Source organism: Massilia eburnea (assembly GCF_050709955.1).
Lineage (GTDB): Bacteria > Pseudomonadota > Gammaproteobacteria > Burkholderiales > Burkholderiaceae_D > Rugamonas > Rugamonas eburnea_A.
Window position 1 is genome coordinate 101,413 of record NZ_JBNZFX010000001.1, and the last position, 19,120, is coordinate 120,532.

Genomic DNA, 19,120 nt, shown 5'->3' on the forward strand with positions numbered 1-19,120 from the left:
AAACTCTTGTTTCCCTGTGGCAAATTAATCGTATTGTAGTTCAGTCGCCGCGGCCGAGGATGGCGCGTTGGTAAATTGCATCAAGGATCCTTTCCTCGGCGCGTGTATGCGCCAAATGCAGGCCCGGGTCGGCCTCCGGATCGCTGCCAAAGCCACCGATCAGGGACACGATGCCTTGTTTCTTCTTCAAATCTACGGCGAAGGTGGAGACCAGGCCATATGCTTCGCCCAGGTGGCCGACCGCATGGAAGTGGCCATTCTTCGGCATGCCGCCCATATTGCCCCGCACGTCGGCAAAGCGCTGCGCGCCCAGGCCCCAGCTATGGTAGAGCCCTTTCAGCGCGTCGCCATTGCTGCCGTTGAAGCGCCACTGCTCGCCGAACATCAAGGCCAGCGATGCTGGCTTGATCACCTGCTTGCCCTCATGGCGCCCCTTGTTGATCAGCATGAGCATGATCTTGCCCATATCGCTGGCCGACATGCGCAGGCCACCGGTCGGGCTGAATGGCGTGGCATTGGTGCCGATCACGTATTTGTCGAGGCCAGGCGGCTCTTGGGGGGCAACCACGCCGAAGTCGTCGGCCTGCGCAATCCACGGACCCTTGTTGTCCCAGATTTCGGTATCGCGCGTGCGGCGACGGTATAGCGTGGCGGTATCGGCCACTTCCTGCCGGCTGAACCCAGCCGGGTTATAGCCGCCGCGCAGCCCCATCGGCGCCAGCAGCAGTCGCTGCATCAGGCGGTCGAAACGCTCGCCCGTCACGTATTCCATGATGGTCCCGATAACAGCCCAGTTCAAGTTGGAATAGGTGAAATACTGGCCGGGCGCGCCATCGCGCGCCCACATCTTCCCTTCCGGCACCAGCACCTCGCGCAAAGCCGTGCCGGCGTCCCAGAAGTAGCCGCCGTCGTCACGCAGCGTCGACGTGTGGCTCAGCAAATGCCGCAGCGTGATCGCGCGGGCCGGGTAGTGCGGATTGCGCAGGGCAAAGCCAAGGTATTCGCCAATGTCGGTGTCGAGCTTGAGCTTGCCTTCTTCCACCAGCTTCATCACGCCGAAGGTGGTCATCATTTTGGAGATGGACGCAATGCGGAACATGGTCTGCGGCGTAACGGGGGCAGTGCCGCCGCTGCCCGTCGTATCAAGCCGGCGCAGGCCGAACTGTTGTTGATAAGCCACCTTGCCATCGCGGATCGCCAGCACCGACAGGCCCGATAACGGATGCCGCGCATCGGTGACGATGGCCGCCAACTGCGTATCCAGCTTGCTGGCCCAGGCGTGGCCGATGCTGCCCAACAGTACCGCGGCGATCAGGGCGCGCCTCCCTTTTTGCATGCATTCTCCTTTTCCAGACAGCATACGGCGCTGCGCATTCGACCAGCTAATGAAAACTGATTATCTGCCCATAACCCCGGTGTATTGGGCCCTAAAGCTAAATGAAAAGAGCAGCGTGATTTCACTTTCGCTATTACACTAGCAGCTATAGGAGAAATGTAATGAGCCTCACCAGCGTTGAATTCAAACCAGACCAACAAGACAATTCGCCGCTGTACATGCAGATTGCCCGCAAGTTGAGCGACGATGTTCGAAACGGACGTTACCAGGTCGACCAGGCGCTGCCTTCCGAACGAACTCTCTCCGAATTGCTGAACGTTTCGCGCGTGACCGCCCGCAAAGCCATCGACCAATTGGTGGACCAGGGCCTGGTGGTGCGTCGCCGCGGCTCGGGCAACTACATCGCACCGCGCATTGAGCAACCGCTGTCGAACCTGACCAGCTTCTCGGAGCAACTCTCGCAGCGTGGCTACAAGCCAGGCTCGCGCTGGCTCAAGCGCGCGCTGGTCGCAGCCAGCGCCGACGAACAGTTGAGCCTGGGCCTGTCGCCGAATACCCGCGTGGCCCGCCTTGAGCGCCTGCGCCTGGCCGATGACGTGGTGATGGCGTACGAAGTTTCGGTGCTGCCGCAAACCATCGTCCCGAATCCGGAGCTGATCGGCGATTCGCTTTACCAATACCTGGACTCGGTCGGCAAAGGGCCGGCGCGCGCGCTGCAGCATATCCGCGCCATGAATGCTTCGGCCGAGCTGGCGCGCCAGCTGGAAGTGCCGGAAGGCCAGGCCGTTCTGTTTATTACCCGTATCGCCTATCTGGAGTCGGGCCAGGCGATCGAGCTCACGCATTCCTACTGCCGCAGCGATCATTACGACTTCGTAGCGGAGATGCGCCGGGCCGCGTAGGCCGGCGGCATAACCAGGGGGCATAAGCTCCGCAAGTCCAGTCATGGGCGCGCCCGGCAATTTGGCATTACACTCGTTTTATGCTGAAGACCGAAACGCCCAGCTCCCAACATCGCGAACTGGACCAATATCCCATAGAGCAGCTGGTCGCCGCCTTTGCCGATGACCAGCTGAATGCGGTGCAAGCCGTGCGTGCCGCCGTCCCCGTTATTGCCAAGGCGGTCGAAGCAGCCGTGCCCCGCATCGAAGCGGGCGGCCGGTTGCTCTACGTCGGCGCCGGTACTTCCGGCCGGCTCGGCGTGCTCGACAGTGTTGAACTCTACCCCACTTTCTCCTGGCCGCATGAACGCGCCGTCGCCATCCTGGCAGGCGGCATGGAAGCCATGTTCAAGGCGGTGGAAGGCGCGGAGGACGACCGGGAGCAGGGCGCGCGCAACCTGCTGGCCCTGAATCCGGGCCGGAATGATGTGGTGCTGGCGCTGGCCGCATCGGGCACCACGCCCTACGTGCTGGGCGCGCTGGAAGCCGGGCGCAATGCCGGCGCTCTGACCATCGGCATCGCCAACAATCCCGGTTCGCCGGTGACGCAGGTTGCCGAAATCGGCATCACGCTCGACACCGGCCACGAAATCATTTCCGGCAGCACGCGCCTGAAAGCAGGCACTTCCCAAAAGATCGTGCTGAACACGATTTCCAGCGCGATCATGGTGCGCTTGAACAAGGTTTATGGAAACTTGATGGTAGACTTGAAGCCGACCAATGCGAAGCTGTTTGCGCGCACGGTGCGGCTCACCATGCACGCCACCGGTGCCGACGAAGCGGCAGCCCGCACAGCGCTGGAACAGTGCGGCTTCCACGTCAAAGTGGCGGTGGTCGCCCTGTTAAAGAAAACCACGGTGCAGCAGGCGGGAGACTTGCTGGACCAGGCCAGGGGCAGCGTGCGCGGCGCACTCACCATTTGATCCGCCCCTGCGTTCGTCCCGGCCGATAAGAAAGGACGTAATGGATCGAGCGCAGCAACGCAGCCCTTGGGGCTGGGTCCCGACACTGTATTTCAACCAAGGCATTCCCTACTTTGTGGTCATGGCGCTGTCCACCGCCATGTACAAGGACCTTGGCATCTCCAACACCGAGATGGCGTTCTACACCGGCTGGCTGTACCTGCCCTGGGTGATCAAGCCGCTGTGGTCTCCACTGATCGAGATGTTCGGCACCAAGCGCTCATGGGTGGCCATCCTGCAGGTGGTGCTCGGCGTGTCGCTGGCGGCTGTCGCATTCACGCTGCCGCTGTCGAACTTCTTCCAGCTCAGCCTGGGCGTCATGTGGCTGATGGCATTCAGCTCCGCCACCCACGATATCGCGGCGGACGGCTTCTACATGCTCGGCCTGCGCCAGAAGCAGCAGGCGGAGTTCGTCGGCGTGCGCAGTACTTTCTATCGCGCCGCCAACGTGGCCTGCAATGGCGGCCTGTTGTTCCTGGCCGGCGAGATCATCAAGTATCACGGCAACCCTCATATGGCTTGGGCCATCACCTTCGGCGTGACCGGTGCGATATTCCTGGCACTGGCGATCTACCATTTCTTCGCCTTGCCGCGGCCGGTGGAAGATAAGCCGGCCACGCATTCGTCGGCACCGATGCAGGAATTTTTCGCGACTTTCGCCGCCTTCTTCCGCAAGGACGGCATTGTGGTGATCCTGCTGTTCCTGCTGCTGTTCCGCCTCGGCGAATCGCAGTTGCTGAAGATGGTGGTGCCGTTCCTGAAAGACCCGCTGGAAAAAGGCGGCCTTGGACTGAGCACCGCGGACGTGGGCATTGCCTACGGCACCATCGGCATTATCGGCTTGATCTTCGGCGGCCTGGCAGGCGGCTGGCTGATCGGCCGCTTTGGCCTGAAGCGCTGCCTGTGGCCTTTCGCCATTGCGATCCATATCCCGGACCTGATTTTCGTCTACCTGTCGCAGGCGCAACCCCAGAATTTCGCCTGGATCTCGGCCTGCCTGGCGGTGGAGCAGTTCGGTTATGGCCTCGGTTTCACCTCCTTCATGATGTACATGATCATGGTCAGCCAGGGCGAGCATAAGACCGCGCATTATTCGATCTGCACCGGCTTCATGGCGCTGGGGATGATGATTCCGCAGATGGCCAGCGGCGCGATCCAGGAGTACTTCGGCTACCAGCACTTCTTCATTTATGTCTGCACGGCAACGATACCGGCCTTCATCATGACGGCACTGATCAAGATAGATCCGGACTTTGGCCGGGAATAGGTAGAATACGGCTCCTGCTGATGTGAGGATTAGGTTTTGGCTTTTAATGCGAAAAGGCGGCTGACCATAGCCGCCGCCGCGGCCGGCGTGGCCGCATTAATGGGGGCGTGTTCGACGACGCCGACCGTGCCAGCCGCCGGCCAAGCTGCGGCGCCACCTTCCGGTGGCGGCAGCGGCAATGCGCCGGCGCCGGTCACTGGCCCGGCCCCGGCACCGGTGCCGCAACGCATCACCGGAGAGCAGCCGCCTGCCGCGCCGCGCGAATTCCGCGCCGCCTGGGTGTCGACGGTCGCCAACATCGACTGGCCAAGCCGCAGCAACCTGCCGCCGGCGCGCCAGCAGGCCGAAGCCCTCGCCATCCTGGATCGCGCCAAGTCGCTGCACCTGAACGCCATCGTGCTGCAGGTGCGCCCCAGCGCCGACGCGATCTATCCATCCAAGCTCGAACCCTGGTCCGAATTCCTGACCGGCCAGCAAGGCAAGGCTCCCGAGCCGGCCTGGGACCCGCTGGCGTTCTGGATCACGCAGGCCCACGCCCGCGGCCTGGAGCTGCATGCATGGTTCAATCCCTACCGCGCCCGGCACTCCGCCGCCCGCACGCCGAACGCACGTGAGCATGTGGCCAACAGCAAGCCGCAACTGGTGCGCCAATACGGCAAGTTCCAGTGGATGGATCCGGGCGAGGATGCCGCCGCCCAGCACACGCTGGACGTGATCCTGGACGTGGTGCGCCGCTACGACATCGACGGCGTCCACATCGACGACTATTTCTACCCCTACCCGATCGAAGCCCCCGGCGCCAATGGCGGCGAGGCGGCGCTGGACGCGCCATCGAACGGCAACAAGCCCGAACTGGACTTCCCCGACGGCGCACCCTACCAGCGCTACCTGCAGGGCGGCGGCAGCCTGGACCGCGCCAACTGGCGCCGCCAGAACGTCAACCAGCTGATCGAAGCGATCTACACCGGCATCCACAAGGAAAAATCGTGGGTGCGCTTTGGCGTCAGTCCCTTCGGCATTGGCCGTCCGGACCGCCGTCCGCCCGGCATCCAGGGCTTCAGCCAGTATGACAAGCTGTATGCCGACGCCGAACTGTGGCTGCAAAACGGCTGGCTCGATTACCTGGCGCCGCAGCTCTACTGGCCGATTGCGCAGCAAGCGCAAGCGTTCCCCGTGCTGCTCGACTACTGGCTGGGGCAGAACAAGCGTGGCCGTCACGTCTGGCCGGGCCTGTACACCAGCCGTATCGACGACAGCAGCAAGTCCTTCACGGCCGACGAAATCGTGCAGCAGGTCGAGGTGATGCGCAGCCGGCCCAATGCCAACGGCCACATTCACTTCAGCATCGCCGCCCTGATGCAAAACCGCAAAGGCGTAAGCGACCACCTGAAAGCCACCAGCTACCAGGGACCGGCCCTGGTGCCGGCATCGCCTTGGCTGGGCAGCGAGGCGCCGCCCGCGCCGACCGTGGCGGTCAAGCGCCACGCCAGCGGCCTGGCGGTCACCCTCGGCAATGCCGGCCGCGCCACCCATCTGGCGATCTGGGCGCGCTACGGCGAGGAATGGCGTTTCAATGTGGTGCCGGCCGGCCGCAGCGAAGTGGTGCTGACCGACGATAACGGCGTACCGGCGCGCGGCGTAGTGGTGTCGGCGGTCGACCGCTTAGGTAACGAAAGTCCAAGAGTTTCCGCTGTCTTATAACTTTTTGGAATGAGTGCCGAACACGCTTTCATGTCAATATGACAGCGTTTCAACGTACACTCGACAGATCATGGGTAAACCTGACACCGATCGTACCTTAGGGCTGGGAATCGATGCTGGCGGCACGGAAACACGCTGGGCGCTGTCCGACCCGGCGGGTGAAATCGTGGCCGAAGGCACAGTTGGCGGCTTGTCCGCCCTGATGATGGCCAGGCCGGCCGGCCGTGAGCAAGTCCACGCCACCTTCAGGCAATTGGCGCAGGATGTGCTGGAAGCCGGCCAGCCCTTGCGCATCTGTGCCGGGCTGACCGGCTTCGGCGGCGAAGGCAACGTCCTGATGGACTGGCTCTCGACCCTGCTCGGCGTGCGCCCCGACGCCATCACCCTCTGCAACGATATCGAAGTCGCTTACCTTGATGCCTTCGAGCCCGGCCAGGGTTACCTGGTCTACGCCGGCACCGGCTCGATCGCCGCTTTCATCGACGAGCACGGCGAATTCCACCGCGCCGGCGGCCGTGGCGTCATGCTGGACGACGGCGGCGGCGGTTTCTGGATTGCGCGCGAAGCGATGCGCCGCATCTGGCGTGGCGAGGACGAGCAGCCCGGCTCCTGGGAAGAGTCGCCGATGGCCCATGCCGTATTCGACCATGTCGGTGGCAGCGACTGGTCCTTCTCGCGCAACTTCATGTACGCCCAGGACCGCGGCGCCATCGGCAAGCTGGCGCTGGCGGTGGCCATGAGCGCGGGCGCCGACCCGGCCGCCCGCCACATCCTGCTGCAGGCTGGCCGCGAACTGGCCCGCCTGGCACTGGCGCTGGTGACGCGCTACGGCGATCGGCCGATTGTCTTGTCCGGCCGCGCTGCCGAACTGCATCCCCTGATTTTCGAAGCCATGCGCGCCGACTTGCCGCCTGGATTCCATTTGCAAAAACGCAGCGCCAGGCCGCATCATGCAGCTGCCCGAATGGCCGCCCGGCCCCGCAACTAAGGAAATTATGAAAAAACTGCTGCTCGCTTCCCTGATCGCCCTGCTGACCGGTTGTGCCACCCAATTGCCGAACATCGACCATTCGCTGACGTCCAAGGGGCAGAGCAGCCGCGTACGCTTCGTCGTGATCCACTACACCGTGTCGGACCTGCCGCTGTCGATCAAGCTGCTGACCGAGAAGGAAGTGAGCGCGCACTACCTGGTAACCGACGAGAATGAGCCGCGCGTCTATGCCCTGGTCGATGAAAACCGCGCGGCATGGCACGCCGGCCTGAGCAGCTGGAAAAACTATACGGCGCTGAACCACAGCTCGATCGGCATCGAAATCGTCAACCCCGGCTTCAAGGACATGCCCGATGGCCGCCACTGGTACGGCTTCGGCGAGCGCCAGATGGACCAGCTGGTTGCCCTGCTCAAGCAGATCAAGGAACGCCACCAGATCGCGCCGGAAAACTTCCTCGGCCACGCCGACGTGGCGCCGCAGCGCAAGCAGGACCCCGGTCCGATGTTCCCGTGGAAGCGCCTGGCCGACGAAGGCCTGATTGCCTGGCCGGATGCCAATGCCGTCGCTGCCGCGCGCCCGCAATATGAAACCCAGTTGCCCGACATCGCCTGGTTCCAGCAAAAGCTGGCCCAGCACGGCTATGCCACGCCGCAGACCGGCATGCTGGACCCGGAAACCCACAATGTGCTGGTGACCTTCCAGGCCAAGTACCGCAACAGTAAATGGGACGGCGTGCCTGACGCCGAATCCGCCGCCATCCTCGACGTGCTGACCGCGCCCAAGCCAAAACCGTAAGGCAGTTTGCACGGCGGCCCGCTTTCCCCTATCCTGCCCACATGCTGCGGGGAGGACCGGCGGCGCCGAGGAAGAGGAACCAGGACAATGCGGCTGCGCCACATCGAAGTTTTCCACGCCATCATGCAGGTCGGCACCATCAGTGGCGCCGCCCAGGTGCTGCATATTTCGCAGCCCGCAGTGACCAAGGTGCTGCAGCACGCCGAACTGCAACTGGGCATGCCTTTGTTCGAGCGCGTGCGCGGCAAGCTGTACCCGAAGCCGGAAGCGCACCGCCTGTTTGCCGAAACTGAAAAGCTGCACCGCGACCTGCAAGGCATCCGCCGCCTGGCGGCCAGCCTGAAAGGGCGCGCCGTCGAAACCGTAAGGCTGGTATCGACGCCGACCATCGCCATCAGCGTGCTGCCGCAAGCCATGAGCGAATGGCGCAAGGAATTCCCCGACACCCGCTGCGAACTGGCCACCCACCACACCTCCGAGATCGTCAACACCCTGCGCCTGGGCGAAGCCGATATGGCGCTGTCGCTGCAGGACCCGCGCCACCCCGGCATCATCGCCGAACCGATTGCGCAAGGCGTGATGACGGTGATCGCACCGGCCGGCACCTGGCGCGGCGACGAAGCCGGCTTGCCGTTGACGGCGCCAGGCTTGACCGGTGAATTGATCGGCCATGCCGACAACGACCCGCTGGGCGAGATGATCGTCGCTTCCTGCGAAGCGCAAGGCATCCAGCCCAACTTCCGCACCACGGTGCAGACCTACCAGATAGCCCGTTCGCTGGTGGAGGCCGGCGCCGGCGTGGCCGTGGTCGATCCGTTCACGGCGGCATCGGCCGACCCGGCCAAAGTACAGAAGCGGCAGTGGGCTCCGGCCATCCCGATCCAGCTGTTCCTGCTGACGAACAGCCATGCTCCCCTGTCGCATGGCGCCCGCCAACTGGCCGCTTCCATCGCCAGCATTGCCCGTGCCTGCCTCACGCAAGGACAGCAATGAGCAACACCATCCGCAGCGAAGACGTGCCGAGCAGCCCGGATTTTCGCCACCTGCGCACCATCGCCGGTATCGCGATGGACCTGCGCTACGCCGGGCCGGACAACTTCGTCGGACGGGATCTGTATTCGCCGCTCGATTGCGCCTGGCTGCACCGCGATGCGGCAGCTGCCGTCGAACAGGTGGTGAGCTACCTGGCGCAGCGCGCCCCCGGTTACAAAGTGCTGCTGCTCGACGCCCTGCGCCCGCACCGTGTGCAGGAACAGCTGTGGGATGCGCTGGCCGGCACCAGCCTGCAGATGTACCTGGCGCCGCCGGAACGCGGTTCGATCCATTCCTTCGGCATGGCGGTCGACATCACGATCCTCGGCCCATCCGGCCAGGAGCTCGATATGGGGACTGGGTTCGACGATATGACAGAATTGTCCCACCCGGCCCTCGAGGCGCGGCACCTCGCCAGCGGCGAGCTGACTGCCGCGCAAATCGCCAACCGCCAAATGCTGCGCGATGCCATGTTCCAGGCAGGCTTTGCCGGCATCAACAGCGAGTGGTGGCATTTCGACTGCGGCGACCGCGTGCTGGTGCGCCGCGATTACACCAAAGTCCTATAAAGGAGACACCCGCCATGCAGCAGCCCTGGTCCACCACACGAGCAATCCTGACCGGCGGCGCGCTGGGCGGCTTGCTGGACATCCTGTTCGCGATCGGCTTCGCCGGTTATAACGGCCTGCCGCCGGAGCGGCTGCTGCAAGTGGTAGCCAGCGGCGCGCTTGGCAAAGCGGCTTTCACCGGCGGCGCTCCTGCCGCGGCCTTCGGCCTGGCCTGCCACTTTGCCCTGAGTTTTGTGTGGATGGGGATTTTCTTCTTCGCCGCGCGCCGCATCCCGGCGCTGGCGCGCAAGCCGCTGCTGGCTGCGGTTGGCTACGGCTTGCTGGTGTTCTTCACCATGCGGCTGGTGGTGCTGCCGCTGTCGGCGTTTCCGCGCCCGGTGATCTTCAATGCCTTCTCATGGGGCATGGACATCCTGTCGCACATCTTCCTGTTCAGCCTTCCGATCGTATGGGCGACGCGCAAGGTGCTGCGCGCGTCATAAACGGAATTCGGACAGCTTCCAGTCTGCGAACCCGCTGCGGACGAAGACCAGCGCGATCTTGTCGTTGCGGACGATGTAGCGATTGACGCCTTCGCGCTCGGTGAGCCACTTCGGCTTGTCTTCGCCGGAAGAAGGCTCCTCATCACGTTGGGGCTCGCGTGCGTCACGGTCCTCGTGACGACTGTTGCGCTTCCTGGCAAAGTCGCCGTGCTCCAGCACGAACATCACCGCCTCCGGGCGCACCAGCGCATCCACTACCACGCCACCAAGCAGCCGCCCAAATCCGCTGAGCGCATCGTCGCCTGGCTTGCCGCCGATGTCGTCCTTCATGTTTTCGCGCAGCGCCGGAAAATCAACGTGGCTGTTGAAAGCTTCCACGTCATGCACCCGCACCGCCTCTTTCATCTGGTGCACAACCAGCAGCGGCGACCAATACCAATACGCCGCCACCGCGACAACGACCGCCAGCAGCGCGGTTGGGATGCCTTTACTTTGCTTTGCCATTTATTGCTGCCCCCCACTGCGCGCGACCCAATCGATCACGCTGTCCGCCAGCGCGCGGCCATTGCCGTTGCCGGCGCGATCGTGGTTGACCATGACCACCACCACGCATTGCTGGCCGTTGGCATCCGGGACGTAGCCTGCGATGGCGACCACATTCTTCAGGGAGCCGGTCTTGATGCGAGCGTGCATGGCGGCAGGGCTTTCCTTCAGGCGCCGCCTCATGGTGCCATCAATGGCGGCAATCGGCAGGCTGGTGAGGAATTCCGGTGCCCATAATGACTTCTGCGCGGCTTGCAGCAGGCCTGCCATCTGCTCGGGGCTGAAGCGTTCGATGCGCGACAGGCCGGAGCCGTTTTCGAACACCATGCCCGCGTCGTCGATGCCGTGGGCGCGCAGCCAGTTGCGGATCACCATTTCCGCGCGGGCGTTGGTGGTCATCGGTGCTGGCGCTGCTTCGGCGCCGCCGGGAACTTCCATCGGCGCCGCGTCAGGCAGGGGGCGGCTGCCCTGCACCGGATCGGCTTGCAGGCTGCCCAGGCTCAGGAAAATGGTGCGGGCCAGGCCGTTGTCGGACAGCTTGTTGGTATCGCGCACCATTTCGGGCAGCGAACGGCTCACATGCTCGGCCAGCAGCGTGGATGCGCCGCTATTGAAGGCGTGCGACTGTTCGGCTGACGCTTCGAAGGCCTGGCCGCTGAACTGGCCGCCAAGGCGCTCCCAAGTCGCGCGGAACAAGCGCTCGGCATAATCCGTGCGGTCCAACACGTTGATCACATTGGTCTTGCTGCAGTTGCGCGGGAAAGTCCCTTTCAGCACCACGGTCAGCTGCGAACCATCGCGCACATACTCGGGAATTTTCCAGCCGTCCTCCCACTTGGCGCAGTCGCGGTCGACCAGCGTCAGCTCCGAACGCACGCGCACTTTGTCCAGCTCAGGCAGCACGCTGGCCTTGACCGACTTCGCATCGGAGGTGATGTCGAGCGTCTGCAGGTTCATGTTCAGCAGCAGCGCATCGGGAATCAGGTTGTAGTAAGCCTCGGGCGACTCGTCGAACGGCGGTGCGCCGGCATCGGCACGCGCCGGCTGCCAAAGCTGGCGGTCCAGCACCAGGTTGCCGTCGATCTGGCGGATGCCCTTGGTGCGCAGCTTTTCCAGCATGTGGGTGAAGGCGTCGGCAGTGAAGTCGCCATCGGCGCCGCCGCGCAGCACCAGGTCGCCGCGCAGCACGCCGTCCACCACCTCGCCCGTGGTCCGCAACTCGGTGCGGCCACGGAATTGCGGGCCAAGCACCTCCAGGCCCACCAGGGTGGTGAACAGCTTCATGGTCGAAGCAGCGGTGAAGGTGCGCGCGGCTTCGTGCGATACCAGCACCTGGTCGCCGCGCAGTACCACGGCCCCGATGGCGTTCTGCGGGATGCCTTTTTCAGCGGCCAGCCTGGCGATCGGCTCCGGCAGTGCCGCGCAGGCGGAGGCGCCGATAGCGGCAAACAAGGTGGCGAAAAGCACGCGGCGCATCGATGATTCCTTAACCGAAAAACACGTAGGCTACAGCAATCGCGGTCAACACCCCCGCGAGATCGGCAATCAGGCCGGCGGAAATCGCATAGCGCGTCTTGCGGATGCCGACCGAGCCGAAATACAGCGCCACGATGTAGAAGGTGGTATCCGCCGAACCCTGGAAGATGCAAGCCAGGCGGCCGACGAAGGAATCCGGGCCGTATGTCTTCATCGCATCGATCATCATGGCGCGCGAGCCGGAGCCGCTGAAAGGCTTCATCAATGCGGTCGGCAGCGAAGGCACGAAGTCCGTGCGCAGGCCCAGTGCACTGAACACCCAGTTGAAGCCATCCATCACCAGCCCGAATACGCCCGCATTACGCAGCACGCTGATCGCCACCAGCATGCCAACCAGGTAAGGAATCACCGTCAGCGAAGTCTGGATGCCGCCCTTGGCGCCTTCGATAAAGGCCTCGTACACGTTTACCTTCTTGAGCAAGGCGCCGATGATGAAGGCGGCGATGATCGAAATCAGGATCAGGTTGGACGCCACTTTCGACACCACTTCGATCTGCTCGCGCGTCAGGAAGGCGGTGAAATACCAGATCAGCCCCGCAATAGCCGCTGTCATGCCGCCGATCCAGGCCAGCAGCACCGGATCGAACAGGTTCAGGCGCTGGCGGATGCCGACCGCGATGATGCCCGTGATGGTCGCGGCGTAGGTCGCAATCATGCAGGGAATGAAGATATCGGACGGATCGGCCGCGCCGAGGATGGCGCGCTGCGCCATGATCGCCAGCGGGATCAGCGTCAGGCCAGAGGTGTGCAGCACCAGGAACATGATCTGGGCGTTGCTGGCGGTGTCCTTGTTCGGATTCAGTGTCTGCAGGCTTTCCATCGCCTTCAGGCCGAACGGAGTGGCGGCGTTGTCGAGGCCCAGCAGGTTGGCGGAGAAGTTCATCACCATGTGGCCGGTGGCCGGATGGTCTTTCGGCACTTCCGGGAAGATGCGCGAGAAGAACGGCGAGATGATCTTCGCCAGCCAGCCGATGGCGCCGGCCTTCTCCCCCACGTTCATGATCCCCAGCCACAGCGTCATCACGCCGGCCAGCGGCAGGGCGATGTCCATCACACCCAGTTTGGCGGATTCGAACGTGCCGTCGATGATCTTCTTGAAGATCTCGGTATCGCCCATGAACAGCCATTGGATGATGGCGGCGGCGAAGCCTACGAGGAAAAAACCGGACCAGATGTAATTGAGGGACATGGATGTACTTCTTGTAGTGGAATGACCGATTTTGCAGCGAAAGTATAGGGCCAGCAGATGAAAGTATGCGCTGCGCTCATGTAAAAAAGTTATAAGCTGGCGTATCGCCAAGCACTGGCTTATGCTCCGCTGCATGAAAAAACTTCGCGCTCTCGCCGCCGCCCTTGCCCTGGCCGCCGCCGCTCCGGCAGCGCTGGCCGCCGACAAAGTGCTGCACGCCTTCCTTTCCACTGGCGAAACCGGCCTCGATCCGGCGGTCGCCTCCGACCTGGCCAGCCTGAGCCTACTGGAAAACCTGTTCGAGCCGATGCTGCGCTACGACTACGAGGCACGCCCGGTCAAACTGGCCGCCAGCAGCCTGCGCCAAATGCCGACCAGCGACGCCAGCGGCAAGGTGTGGACCTTCCACCTGAAACCTGGCATGTTTTTCAGCGACGATCCGGCATTTAACGGCAAGAAGCGCGAAGTTGTGGCGGCGGATTATAAGTTCGCCATTGAGCGCCTGCTCGATCCAGCGCTCAAATCACCCTGGTCCTTCATGTTCGAGGGGAAGCTGGCCGAGCTGCGCGCGCTCGATAAATACACCCTGCGCCTGACGCTGAAGGAGCCCGACCCTAGCCTGCTGTTCTATCTCGCCCTGCCGGCCACCGGCGCGGTGGCGAAAGAGGTGACCGATGCCTACGGCAGCCAGGTCGGCAACCACCCGGTGGGCAGCGGCCCCTTCGTCATCGAGGAATGGAAGCGCAGCGACAAGATCACGCTGGCCGCCAACCGGGGCTACCACCAGGTCTGGCAAGGCAAGCACCTGCCGATCGTCGACAAGGTCGAAGTCAAGATCATGGAGGAATACCAGTCGCGCGTGCTGGGCTTCCTGAATGGCGAATTCGATTACATCGAGCAGGTGCCCGAATCGATGCGCGACATGGTGCTCGAGCCGTCGTCTGCCAAGCCGGTGCTGAAATCGGACCTCGCCAAACGCGGCATGGTGCTATCCCCCTTCCCCGTGCTCCAGACCTATTACATGTGGATGAATATGGAAGATCCGGTCATCGGCGGCTACAGCAAGGAGAAGGTCGCACTGCGCCGGGCCATAGCACTGGGTTATAACGGCCCGGAGGACATTGCCCTGTTGAAGAAGGGCCTTGCCATTCCCGCCCAAAGCCCGTTGCCGCCGAACGTGCTGGGCTACGACCCGGCCTACCGCAGCCCGGTCGGCTACAACCCCAAGCTGGCCAAGGCGCTGCTGGACCGTTTCGGCTACAAGCGTGGCAAGGACGGCTTCCGCACCCTGCCCAATGGCCAGCCACTGGCGCTGCTGATGCACAGCGAGCCGACCATGGTGGGCCGGCTGCGCGACGAGCTTTGGCGCAAGAACCTGAATGCGCTCGGCATCCGCGTCAGCTTCAAGACCGACAAGAAGACCGAGATCATCAAAGCCAGCCGCCTTGGCAAAGTACAGATGTTCGAAACCAACTGGATTGCCGATTTTCCGGACGGCGACAACTTCTTCCAGCTGCTGTACGGTCCCAACAGCGGCCGCGCCAACTATGCCCGTTTCAACCTGCCCGACTACAACAGCCGCTATGAACATGCCCGCCAGCTCAGCGATGGGCCGGAGCGCAACGCCCTGTACCGCGAGCTGAACCAGCTGATCCACGCGTATAACCCCTGGGTATTGCTGATCCATCCGATTTCGGCCGATATCCAGCAACCGTGGCTTAAAAACTACAACCGACACCCGGTCGAACTGACCAATTGGCGCTATCTGGACCTTGAACCAAAAAGCACTATGACGCCCGCATTACATTAAGTTATGGATGCAGTAGTAATTTTCATTGGATGACAAGATTTCCATAGCGCTAATCTGAAACACACACTTGTACCAGGAGAGGCTAGTGAAGATTAAGAAGCTGGCGCAACTCATTGCGCTGATCGGGGCAGTCAGTCCAGCAATGGCACAGGAAGCCGCGCCGCCCATGCAGCGCGTGGAAATCACAGGTTCCAGCATCAAGCGCGTGGCGGCGGAAGGCGCCCTGCCAGTCCAGGTCATCACCTTCGACGCCATCCAGAAAGCCGGCATCACCAACACCCAGGACCTGCTGCGCAGCATTGCCTCGAACGGCACCGGCGCCGACAATATGACCTCCGGGAATAACGTGTTCGGCGCCGATGCCGACCGGGTTTCCGGCGGCGCCTCCTTCGCTTCCCTGCGCGGCCTGGGCCCGAACGCCACCCTGGTGCTGCTGAACGGCCGTCGCGTCGGCAATCACGGCGCCTCCGGCAAGGCGGTCGACCTGAACTCGATCCCGCTGGGCGCGATCCAGCGCGTGGAAATCCTGAAGGACGGCGCTTCCGCAATCTATGGTACCGATGCAATTGGCGGCGTGGTCAATTTCATCCTGAGGACGGATTACACCGGCATTGAAGCCAGCGTGAGCTACAACGCCACCGAAGCCGGCGGCGGCATGCAGCGCCGCTACTCCTTGCTGGGCGGTGTCGGCAATCTCGCCGAACAAGGCTGGAACGTGATGGCCAGCGTGACGCACGACGTGGACGACAAGCTGTCTTCCAGGCAGCGCGATTTCGTCAACGGCTACCAGCCGCAACGCGGCCTGTCGCCGGACACCACCGGCACGCCGTATGCTAACGTCCTGAGTGGGGCCGGCACGGCCCTGGGTAGTGGCTTCAAGGTCCCGGGCGACAACACCACCTACCTGCAAGCCAGCCCGCTGAGCTTCCAGGGCAAGTGCGACAGCATTGCCGGCATGTCGCAGTACCAGACCGACCTGTGGCGAGACGTGACCGCCCCGGCCAACACCCGCTACTCCTGCACCTACGACTACGGCGCGGATTACGTCATCAGCTTCCCGGTCGAACGCACCAATGCCGTATCGCGCGCGACTTTCCAGCTGAGCCCTGAGCACAAGCTGTTCGCCGAGCTGTTGGGCTCGCGCACCAAGGCGACTGCCGAACTGACCCCGGTGCAGATCTCGGCCAGCCTGGCTAACGGTGGCGCCTACCCGGCCAATGGCCCGTATTACCTCGACCTGACGCAGTTCATCCCGGCATACGACAAGACCAAGCCGATCGCGTATAAATGGCGCTCGACGCCATGGGGCAACCGCACCCAGGACAACGTGACCGAGAACCTGCGCGGCCTGATCGGGCTGGAAGGCATGCTGGCCGGGAAATACGACTACAAAATCGGCCTGTCGCGCGCCCAGAGCACCACCAAGACCGACCTGATCGACGGTTACGGCTGGACCAGCCAGATTTACTCCGCCCTTGGCAGCGGCAAGATCAACCCATGGCTGTTGCCGGGCCAAAGCCAGACCGACGAGGCCATGAGCCTGGTCGAATCGACCAAATTCCGTGGCCGCCTGCAGCACGGCAAGACCACCATGACCCAGCTCGACGGCTCGATCTCGGGCGAAGTCTTCCAGCTTCCCGCAGGGGCGGTATTGATGGCGGCCGGCCTCGACTTGCGCAAGGAAAGCTATGAGTTTGCCCAGGATGTGGATGCGGGCAAGCTGCTGCTGGCGCCGGGCAATGCCAACCAGGACCGGGTCAGCCGCAACGTGAAGGCCGTGTACGCCGAGATGATTATCCCGGTCATCAAGGACCTGGAAGTGCAACTGGCGGTGCGCCGCGACCATTATTCGGTGTTCGGCTCGACCACCAACCCGAAAGTATCGTTCCGCTGGCAGCCGTCGCCGAGCCTGATGTTCCGCGGCTCGGCCTCGGAAGGCTTCCTGGCCCCCAGCTTCACCCAGCTTTACTCGGGCCGCCTGCTGGGCGAACTGCCAAACGGCGCTATCGACCAGGAAGGCTGTGCCAAGCATCCAGGCGACCCGGCCTTTTGCGCGATTCCGCGCCTGAACTACTTCTCCGGCGGCAATCCGAGCCTGAAACCTGAAACCTCGAAGCAAGGCACGCTTGGCATGGTGGTGGCACCGTTCACCGGCTTTACCGCCTCGCTGGACTACTGGGCCATCAATGTCACGGACCGCATCCTGAACCGCACGCCGCTGGTGGTGCTGAGGAACTGGCAATACCTGAACGACTACATCATCCGCAATCCGCAGACCGGCGTGATCGACCACGTGGAAGCGGGCTGGATCAACGCCGCCGGCCTGAAAACCCGCGGCCTCGACATCGGCCTGCGTTACGACGCCAAGTTCGGCGGCTACAAGACCAGCGCCACCCTGGATGGCACCTGGATGCAGTCCTTCAAGTTCGCCGAGTTCGAAGGCCAGCCGTTCGTCGAGCAAGTGGGGCAGTTCGCCACCCGCGACGTTTACCTGCGCTGGAAGCACAATGCCGGCCTGACGGTGTCGCGCGGCGACTGGAGTGTACTGTTCAACAACAGATTCGCTTCGCATTACGCCGACCAGGTGCCGAACCGCGGCAAGGGCACGCCGCCGGCCGGCTTCGACCCGACGATCAAGCACTACAGCATCTTCGGCATCTCGGGCACCTACACGGGCTTCAAGAACACGACGATCACGGCCGGCATCCAGAACCTGTTCGATACCGATCCACCGTTCACCGCCCACAATGTGGACGAAGTGGTGGGCGCTGGCTGGGACCCGCGCGTGGCCGACGGCCGCGGACGCTCCTTCGCACTGAACTTGAAATACAAGTTCTACTGATGTGATTACCCGGCGCAGTTTTGGCCGAATCGTGGCGGCCGCCCTGGCCGCTGCCGCGCTCCCTCGGGTGTCGGCAGCGGCCGGCGGCCGTCCTGTTTCCGGAAAGCCAACCATGAAGAAAACCGCCCTGGTCAAGCCACCACGCCTGAAAGCGGGCGATACCGTGGGACTGATCGCCCCTGGCGGCCATACCGATGCCCCGGCGATTGCCAAGGCCATCAAGAACATCGAATCGCTGGGTTTGCACGTCAAGCTGGGCCGCAACCTGGAAGCGGTGTACGGCAACTACGGAGGATTGCCCCAGCAGCGGCTGGAAGACCTGCACGCCATGTTTGCCGATCCCGACGTCGCGGCGATCTGGGCGATTCGCGGCGGCTCCGGCTGCATCCAGCTGTTGGCGCAGCTCGACTACGAGCTGATCCGCCGCAATCCCAAGATCCTGATCGGCTACTCCGACATTACCGCGCTGCACCTGGCGATCCAGAACAAGGTGGGACTGGTGACGTTCCACGGCCCGGTAGCGTCCTCCACCTTCTCCGACTATACGGTGACCCAGCTGTCGAACGTGCTGATGCACCCGCAAGAGCAATACACGATCCCGATGGCGCTGGAAAACAGCCGCAAGGCAGAAGAAGAGCCGCACTACGCGCTGCGCACGGTGGTGCCGGGCGTGTGCGAAGGACCGCTGACTGGCGGCAACCTGTGCCTGGTCAGCGCCCTGGCCGGCACCGAGTACGCCAGCAATTACAAGGGCGGCATCCTGTTCCTGGAAGAGGTGAATGAAGCGCCGTATCGGATCGACCGCATGCTGATGCAGCTCCACCTCAACCAGAAATTCGACCGGGCCGCCGGCGTCATGCTCGGCATCTGCGAAAACTGCGGCCCGCAGGACAGCGACATTTCCCTGACGCTGGACGAAACTACCGACCAGCACCTCAAGCCCTTAAAAGTACCTGCCGTCACCGGTTACAGCTTCGGCCACATCCGCCATCAGTTCACGCTCCCGATGGGCATCCGCGCCCGCCTCGACACCGAACGCCAGACCCTCACCCTGCTCGAACCCGCAGTCTCCTAGTGCAGCGACAAATGTCCACTTTGGGGCGGTACGGCGACCCGGCAGGAA

16 protein-coding genes are annotated in these 19,120 nt (G+C 63.2%); 12 read left to right on the top strand and 4 right to left on the bottom strand.

What is annotated here, in order from left to right:
• Nucleotides 1-40 precede the first annotated feature (40 nt).
• Nucleotides 41-1,336 (bottom strand): serine hydrolase domain-containing protein, encoded by a 1,296-nt coding sequence (locus ACQ4MM_RS00545; protein ID WP_431475526.1) that lies wholly within the window; start codon nucleotides 1,334-1,336, stop codon nucleotides 41-43.
• A 161-nt stretch (nucleotides 1,337-1,497) separates the two neighbouring features.
• On the opposite strand from ACQ4MM_RS00545, the gene ACQ4MM_RS00550 reads away from it, so the two are divergent.
• The 9 genes from ACQ4MM_RS00550 to ACQ4MM_RS00590 all read left to right on the top strand — a co-directional run bounded on the left by ACQ4MM_RS00550 (nucleotide 1,498) and on the right by ACQ4MM_RS00590 (nucleotide 10,077).
• Nucleotides 1,498-2,238 carry a GntR family transcriptional regulator gene (locus ACQ4MM_RS00550; RefSeq protein WP_055939138.1) on the top strand — a complete coding sequence of 247 codons (741 nt, stop codon included), beginning with the start codon at nucleotides 1,498-1,500 and terminating at the stop codon, nucleotides 2,236-2,238.
• An 80-nt stretch (nucleotides 2,239-2,318) separates the two neighbouring features.
• Nucleotides 2,319-3,200, top strand: coding sequence for an N-acetylmuramic acid 6-phosphate etherase (murQ, locus tag ACQ4MM_RS00555; RefSeq protein WP_431475527.1), 882 nt, complete (start codon nucleotides 2,319-2,321; stop codon nucleotides 3,198-3,200).
• 40 nt (nucleotides 3,201-3,240) lie between these two features.
• Nucleotides 3,241-4,506, top strand: coding sequence for an MFS transporter (locus tag ACQ4MM_RS00560; RefSeq protein WP_431475528.1), 1,266 nt, complete (start codon nucleotides 3,241-3,243; stop codon nucleotides 4,504-4,506).
• A gap of 36 nt (nucleotides 4,507-4,542) precedes the next feature.
• Nucleotides 4,543-6,207: a glycoside hydrolase family 10 protein gene (locus ACQ4MM_RS00565; protein WP_431475529.1), complete on the top strand. Its 1,665-nt coding sequence runs from the start codon at nucleotides 4,543-4,545 to the stop codon at nucleotides 6,205-6,207.
• A gap of 70 nt (nucleotides 6,208-6,277) precedes the next feature.
• A complete protein-coding gene (locus ACQ4MM_RS00570) occupies nucleotides 6,278-7,195 on the top strand; it encodes an N-acetylglucosamine kinase (RefSeq protein WP_431475530.1) in 918 nt (305 codons plus the stop codon).
• Nucleotides 7,196-7,202: 7 nt separating this feature from the next.
• Nucleotides 7,203-7,994 carry an N-acetylmuramoyl-L-alanine amidase gene (locus ACQ4MM_RS00575; protein ID WP_431475531.1) on the top strand — a complete coding sequence of 264 codons (792 nt, stop codon included), beginning with the start codon at nucleotides 7,203-7,205 and terminating at the stop codon, nucleotides 7,992-7,994.
• An 87-nt stretch (nucleotides 7,995-8,081) separates the two neighbouring features.
• Nucleotides 8,082-8,987, top strand: coding sequence for a LysR family transcriptional regulator (locus ACQ4MM_RS00580; protein ID WP_431475532.1), 906 nt, complete (start codon nucleotides 8,082-8,084; stop codon nucleotides 8,985-8,987).
• Nucleotides 8,984-9,595 (top strand): M15 family metallopeptidase, encoded by a 612-nt coding sequence (locus tag ACQ4MM_RS00585; protein WP_431475533.1) that lies wholly within the window; start codon nucleotides 8,984-8,986, stop codon nucleotides 9,593-9,595. The genes ACQ4MM_RS00580 and ACQ4MM_RS00585 overlap by 4 nt, the downstream gene beginning before the upstream one ends.
• Before the next feature lie 14 nt (nucleotides 9,596-9,609).
• Nucleotides 9,610-10,077: a hypothetical protein gene (locus ACQ4MM_RS00590; RefSeq protein WP_431475534.1), complete on the top strand. Its 468-nt coding sequence runs from the start codon at nucleotides 9,610-9,612 to the stop codon at nucleotides 10,075-10,077.
• On the opposite strand, the gene ACQ4MM_RS00595 is transcribed toward ACQ4MM_RS00590, so the two are convergent.
• From ACQ4MM_RS00595 to ACQ4MM_RS00605, 3 genes are read right to left on the bottom strand one after another with little or no spacing between them, the layout of a single operon-like run.
• Entirely contained in the window at nucleotides 10,072-10,581 is a 510-nt protein-coding gene (locus ACQ4MM_RS00595) for a DUF2939 domain-containing protein (protein WP_431475535.1), read from the bottom strand. The genes ACQ4MM_RS00590 and ACQ4MM_RS00595 overlap by 6 nt on opposite strands.
• Nucleotides 10,582-12,096, bottom strand: coding sequence for a D-alanyl-D-alanine carboxypeptidase/D-alanyl-D-alanine endopeptidase (gene dacB, locus ACQ4MM_RS00600; RefSeq protein WP_431475536.1), 1,515 nt, complete (start codon nucleotides 12,094-12,096; stop codon nucleotides 10,582-10,584).
• 10 nt (nucleotides 12,097-12,106) lie between these two features.
• On the bottom strand, nucleotides 12,107-13,345 hold the full coding sequence (locus tag ACQ4MM_RS00605; RefSeq protein ID WP_431475537.1) for a nucleoside recognition domain-containing protein: 1,239 nt from the start codon (nucleotides 13,343-13,345) through the stop codon (nucleotides 12,107-12,109).
• Between the two features lie 133 nt (nucleotides 13,346-13,478).
• Here ACQ4MM_RS00605 and ACQ4MM_RS00610 point away from each other — a divergent pair, with 133 nt between their 5' ends.
• The 3 genes from ACQ4MM_RS00610 (at nucleotide 13,479) to ACQ4MM_RS00620 (ending at nucleotide 19,072) form a co-directional block, all read left to right on the top strand.
• Nucleotides 13,479-15,155, top strand: a complete 1,677-nt coding sequence (locus tag ACQ4MM_RS00610) for an ABC transporter substrate-binding protein (RefSeq protein ID WP_431475538.1) — start codon at nucleotides 13,479-13,481, stop codon at nucleotides 15,153-15,155.
• 85 nt (nucleotides 15,156-15,240) lie between these two features.
• Nucleotides 15,241-17,997 carry a TonB-dependent receptor gene (locus tag ACQ4MM_RS00615; protein WP_431475539.1) on the top strand — a complete coding sequence of 919 codons (2,757 nt, stop codon included), beginning with the start codon at nucleotides 15,241-15,243 and terminating at the stop codon, nucleotides 17,995-17,997.
• A 112-nt stretch (nucleotides 17,998-18,109) separates the two neighbouring features.
• Nucleotides 18,110-19,072, top strand: coding sequence for a S66 peptidase family protein (locus tag ACQ4MM_RS00620; RefSeq protein ID WP_431475540.1), 963 nt, complete (start codon nucleotides 18,110-18,112; stop codon nucleotides 19,070-19,072).
• Nucleotides 19,073-19,120: the final 48 nt, after the last annotated feature.

Bases quoted from the DNA above. Each gene is read 5' to 3' on its own strand.
- ACQ4MM_RS00610 (WP_431475538.1), top strand. From the start codon at position 13,479: ATGAAAAAACTTCGCGCTCTCGCCGCCGCCCTTGCCCTGGCCGCCGCC.
- ACQ4MM_RS00575 (WP_431475531.1), top strand. From the start codon at position 7,203: ATGAAAAAACTGCTGCTCGCTTCCCTGATCGCCCTGCTGACCGGTTGT.
- ACQ4MM_RS00545 (WP_431475526.1), bottom strand. From the start codon at position 1,336: ATGCAAAAAGGGAGGCGCGCCCTGATCGCCGCGGTACTGTTGGGCAGC.
- ACQ4MM_RS00560 (WP_431475528.1), top strand. From the start codon at position 3,241: ATGGATCGAGCGCAGCAACGCAGCCCTTGGGGCTGGGTCCCGACACTG.
- murQ (WP_431475527.1), top strand. From the start codon at position 2,319: ATGCTGAAGACCGAAACGCCCAGCTCCCAACATCGCGAACTGGACCAA.
- ACQ4MM_RS00570 (WP_431475530.1), top strand. From the start codon at position 6,278: ATGGGTAAACCTGACACCGATCGTACCTTAGGGCTGGGAATCGATGCT.
- ACQ4MM_RS00585 (WP_431475533.1), top strand. From the start codon at position 8,984: ATGAGCAACACCATCCGCAGCGAAGACGTGCCGAGCAGCCCGGATTTT.
- ACQ4MM_RS00595 (WP_431475535.1), bottom strand. From the start codon at position 10,581: ATGGCAAAGCAAAGTAAAGGCATCCCAACCGCGCTGCTGGCGGTCGTT.
- ACQ4MM_RS00590 (WP_431475534.1), top strand. From the start codon at position 9,610: ATGCAGCAGCCCTGGTCCACCACACGAGCAATCCTGACCGGCGGCGCG.
- ACQ4MM_RS00605 (WP_431475537.1), bottom strand. From the start codon at position 13,345: ATGTCCCTCAATTACATCTGGTCCGGTTTTTTCCTCGTAGGCTTCGCC.
- ACQ4MM_RS00550 (WP_055939138.1), top strand. From the start codon at position 1,498: ATGAGCCTCACCAGCGTTGAATTCAAACCAGACCAACAAGACAATTCG.
- ACQ4MM_RS00580 (WP_431475532.1), top strand. From the start codon at position 8,082: ATGCGGCTGCGCCACATCGAAGTTTTCCACGCCATCATGCAGGTCGGC.
- dacB (WP_431475536.1), bottom strand. From the start codon at position 12,096: ATGCGCCGCGTGCTTTTCGCCACCTTGTTTGCCGCTATCGGCGCCTCC.
- ACQ4MM_RS00620 (WP_431475540.1), top strand. From the start codon at position 18,110: ATGAAGAAAACCGCCCTGGTCAAGCCACCACGCCTGAAAGCGGGCGAT.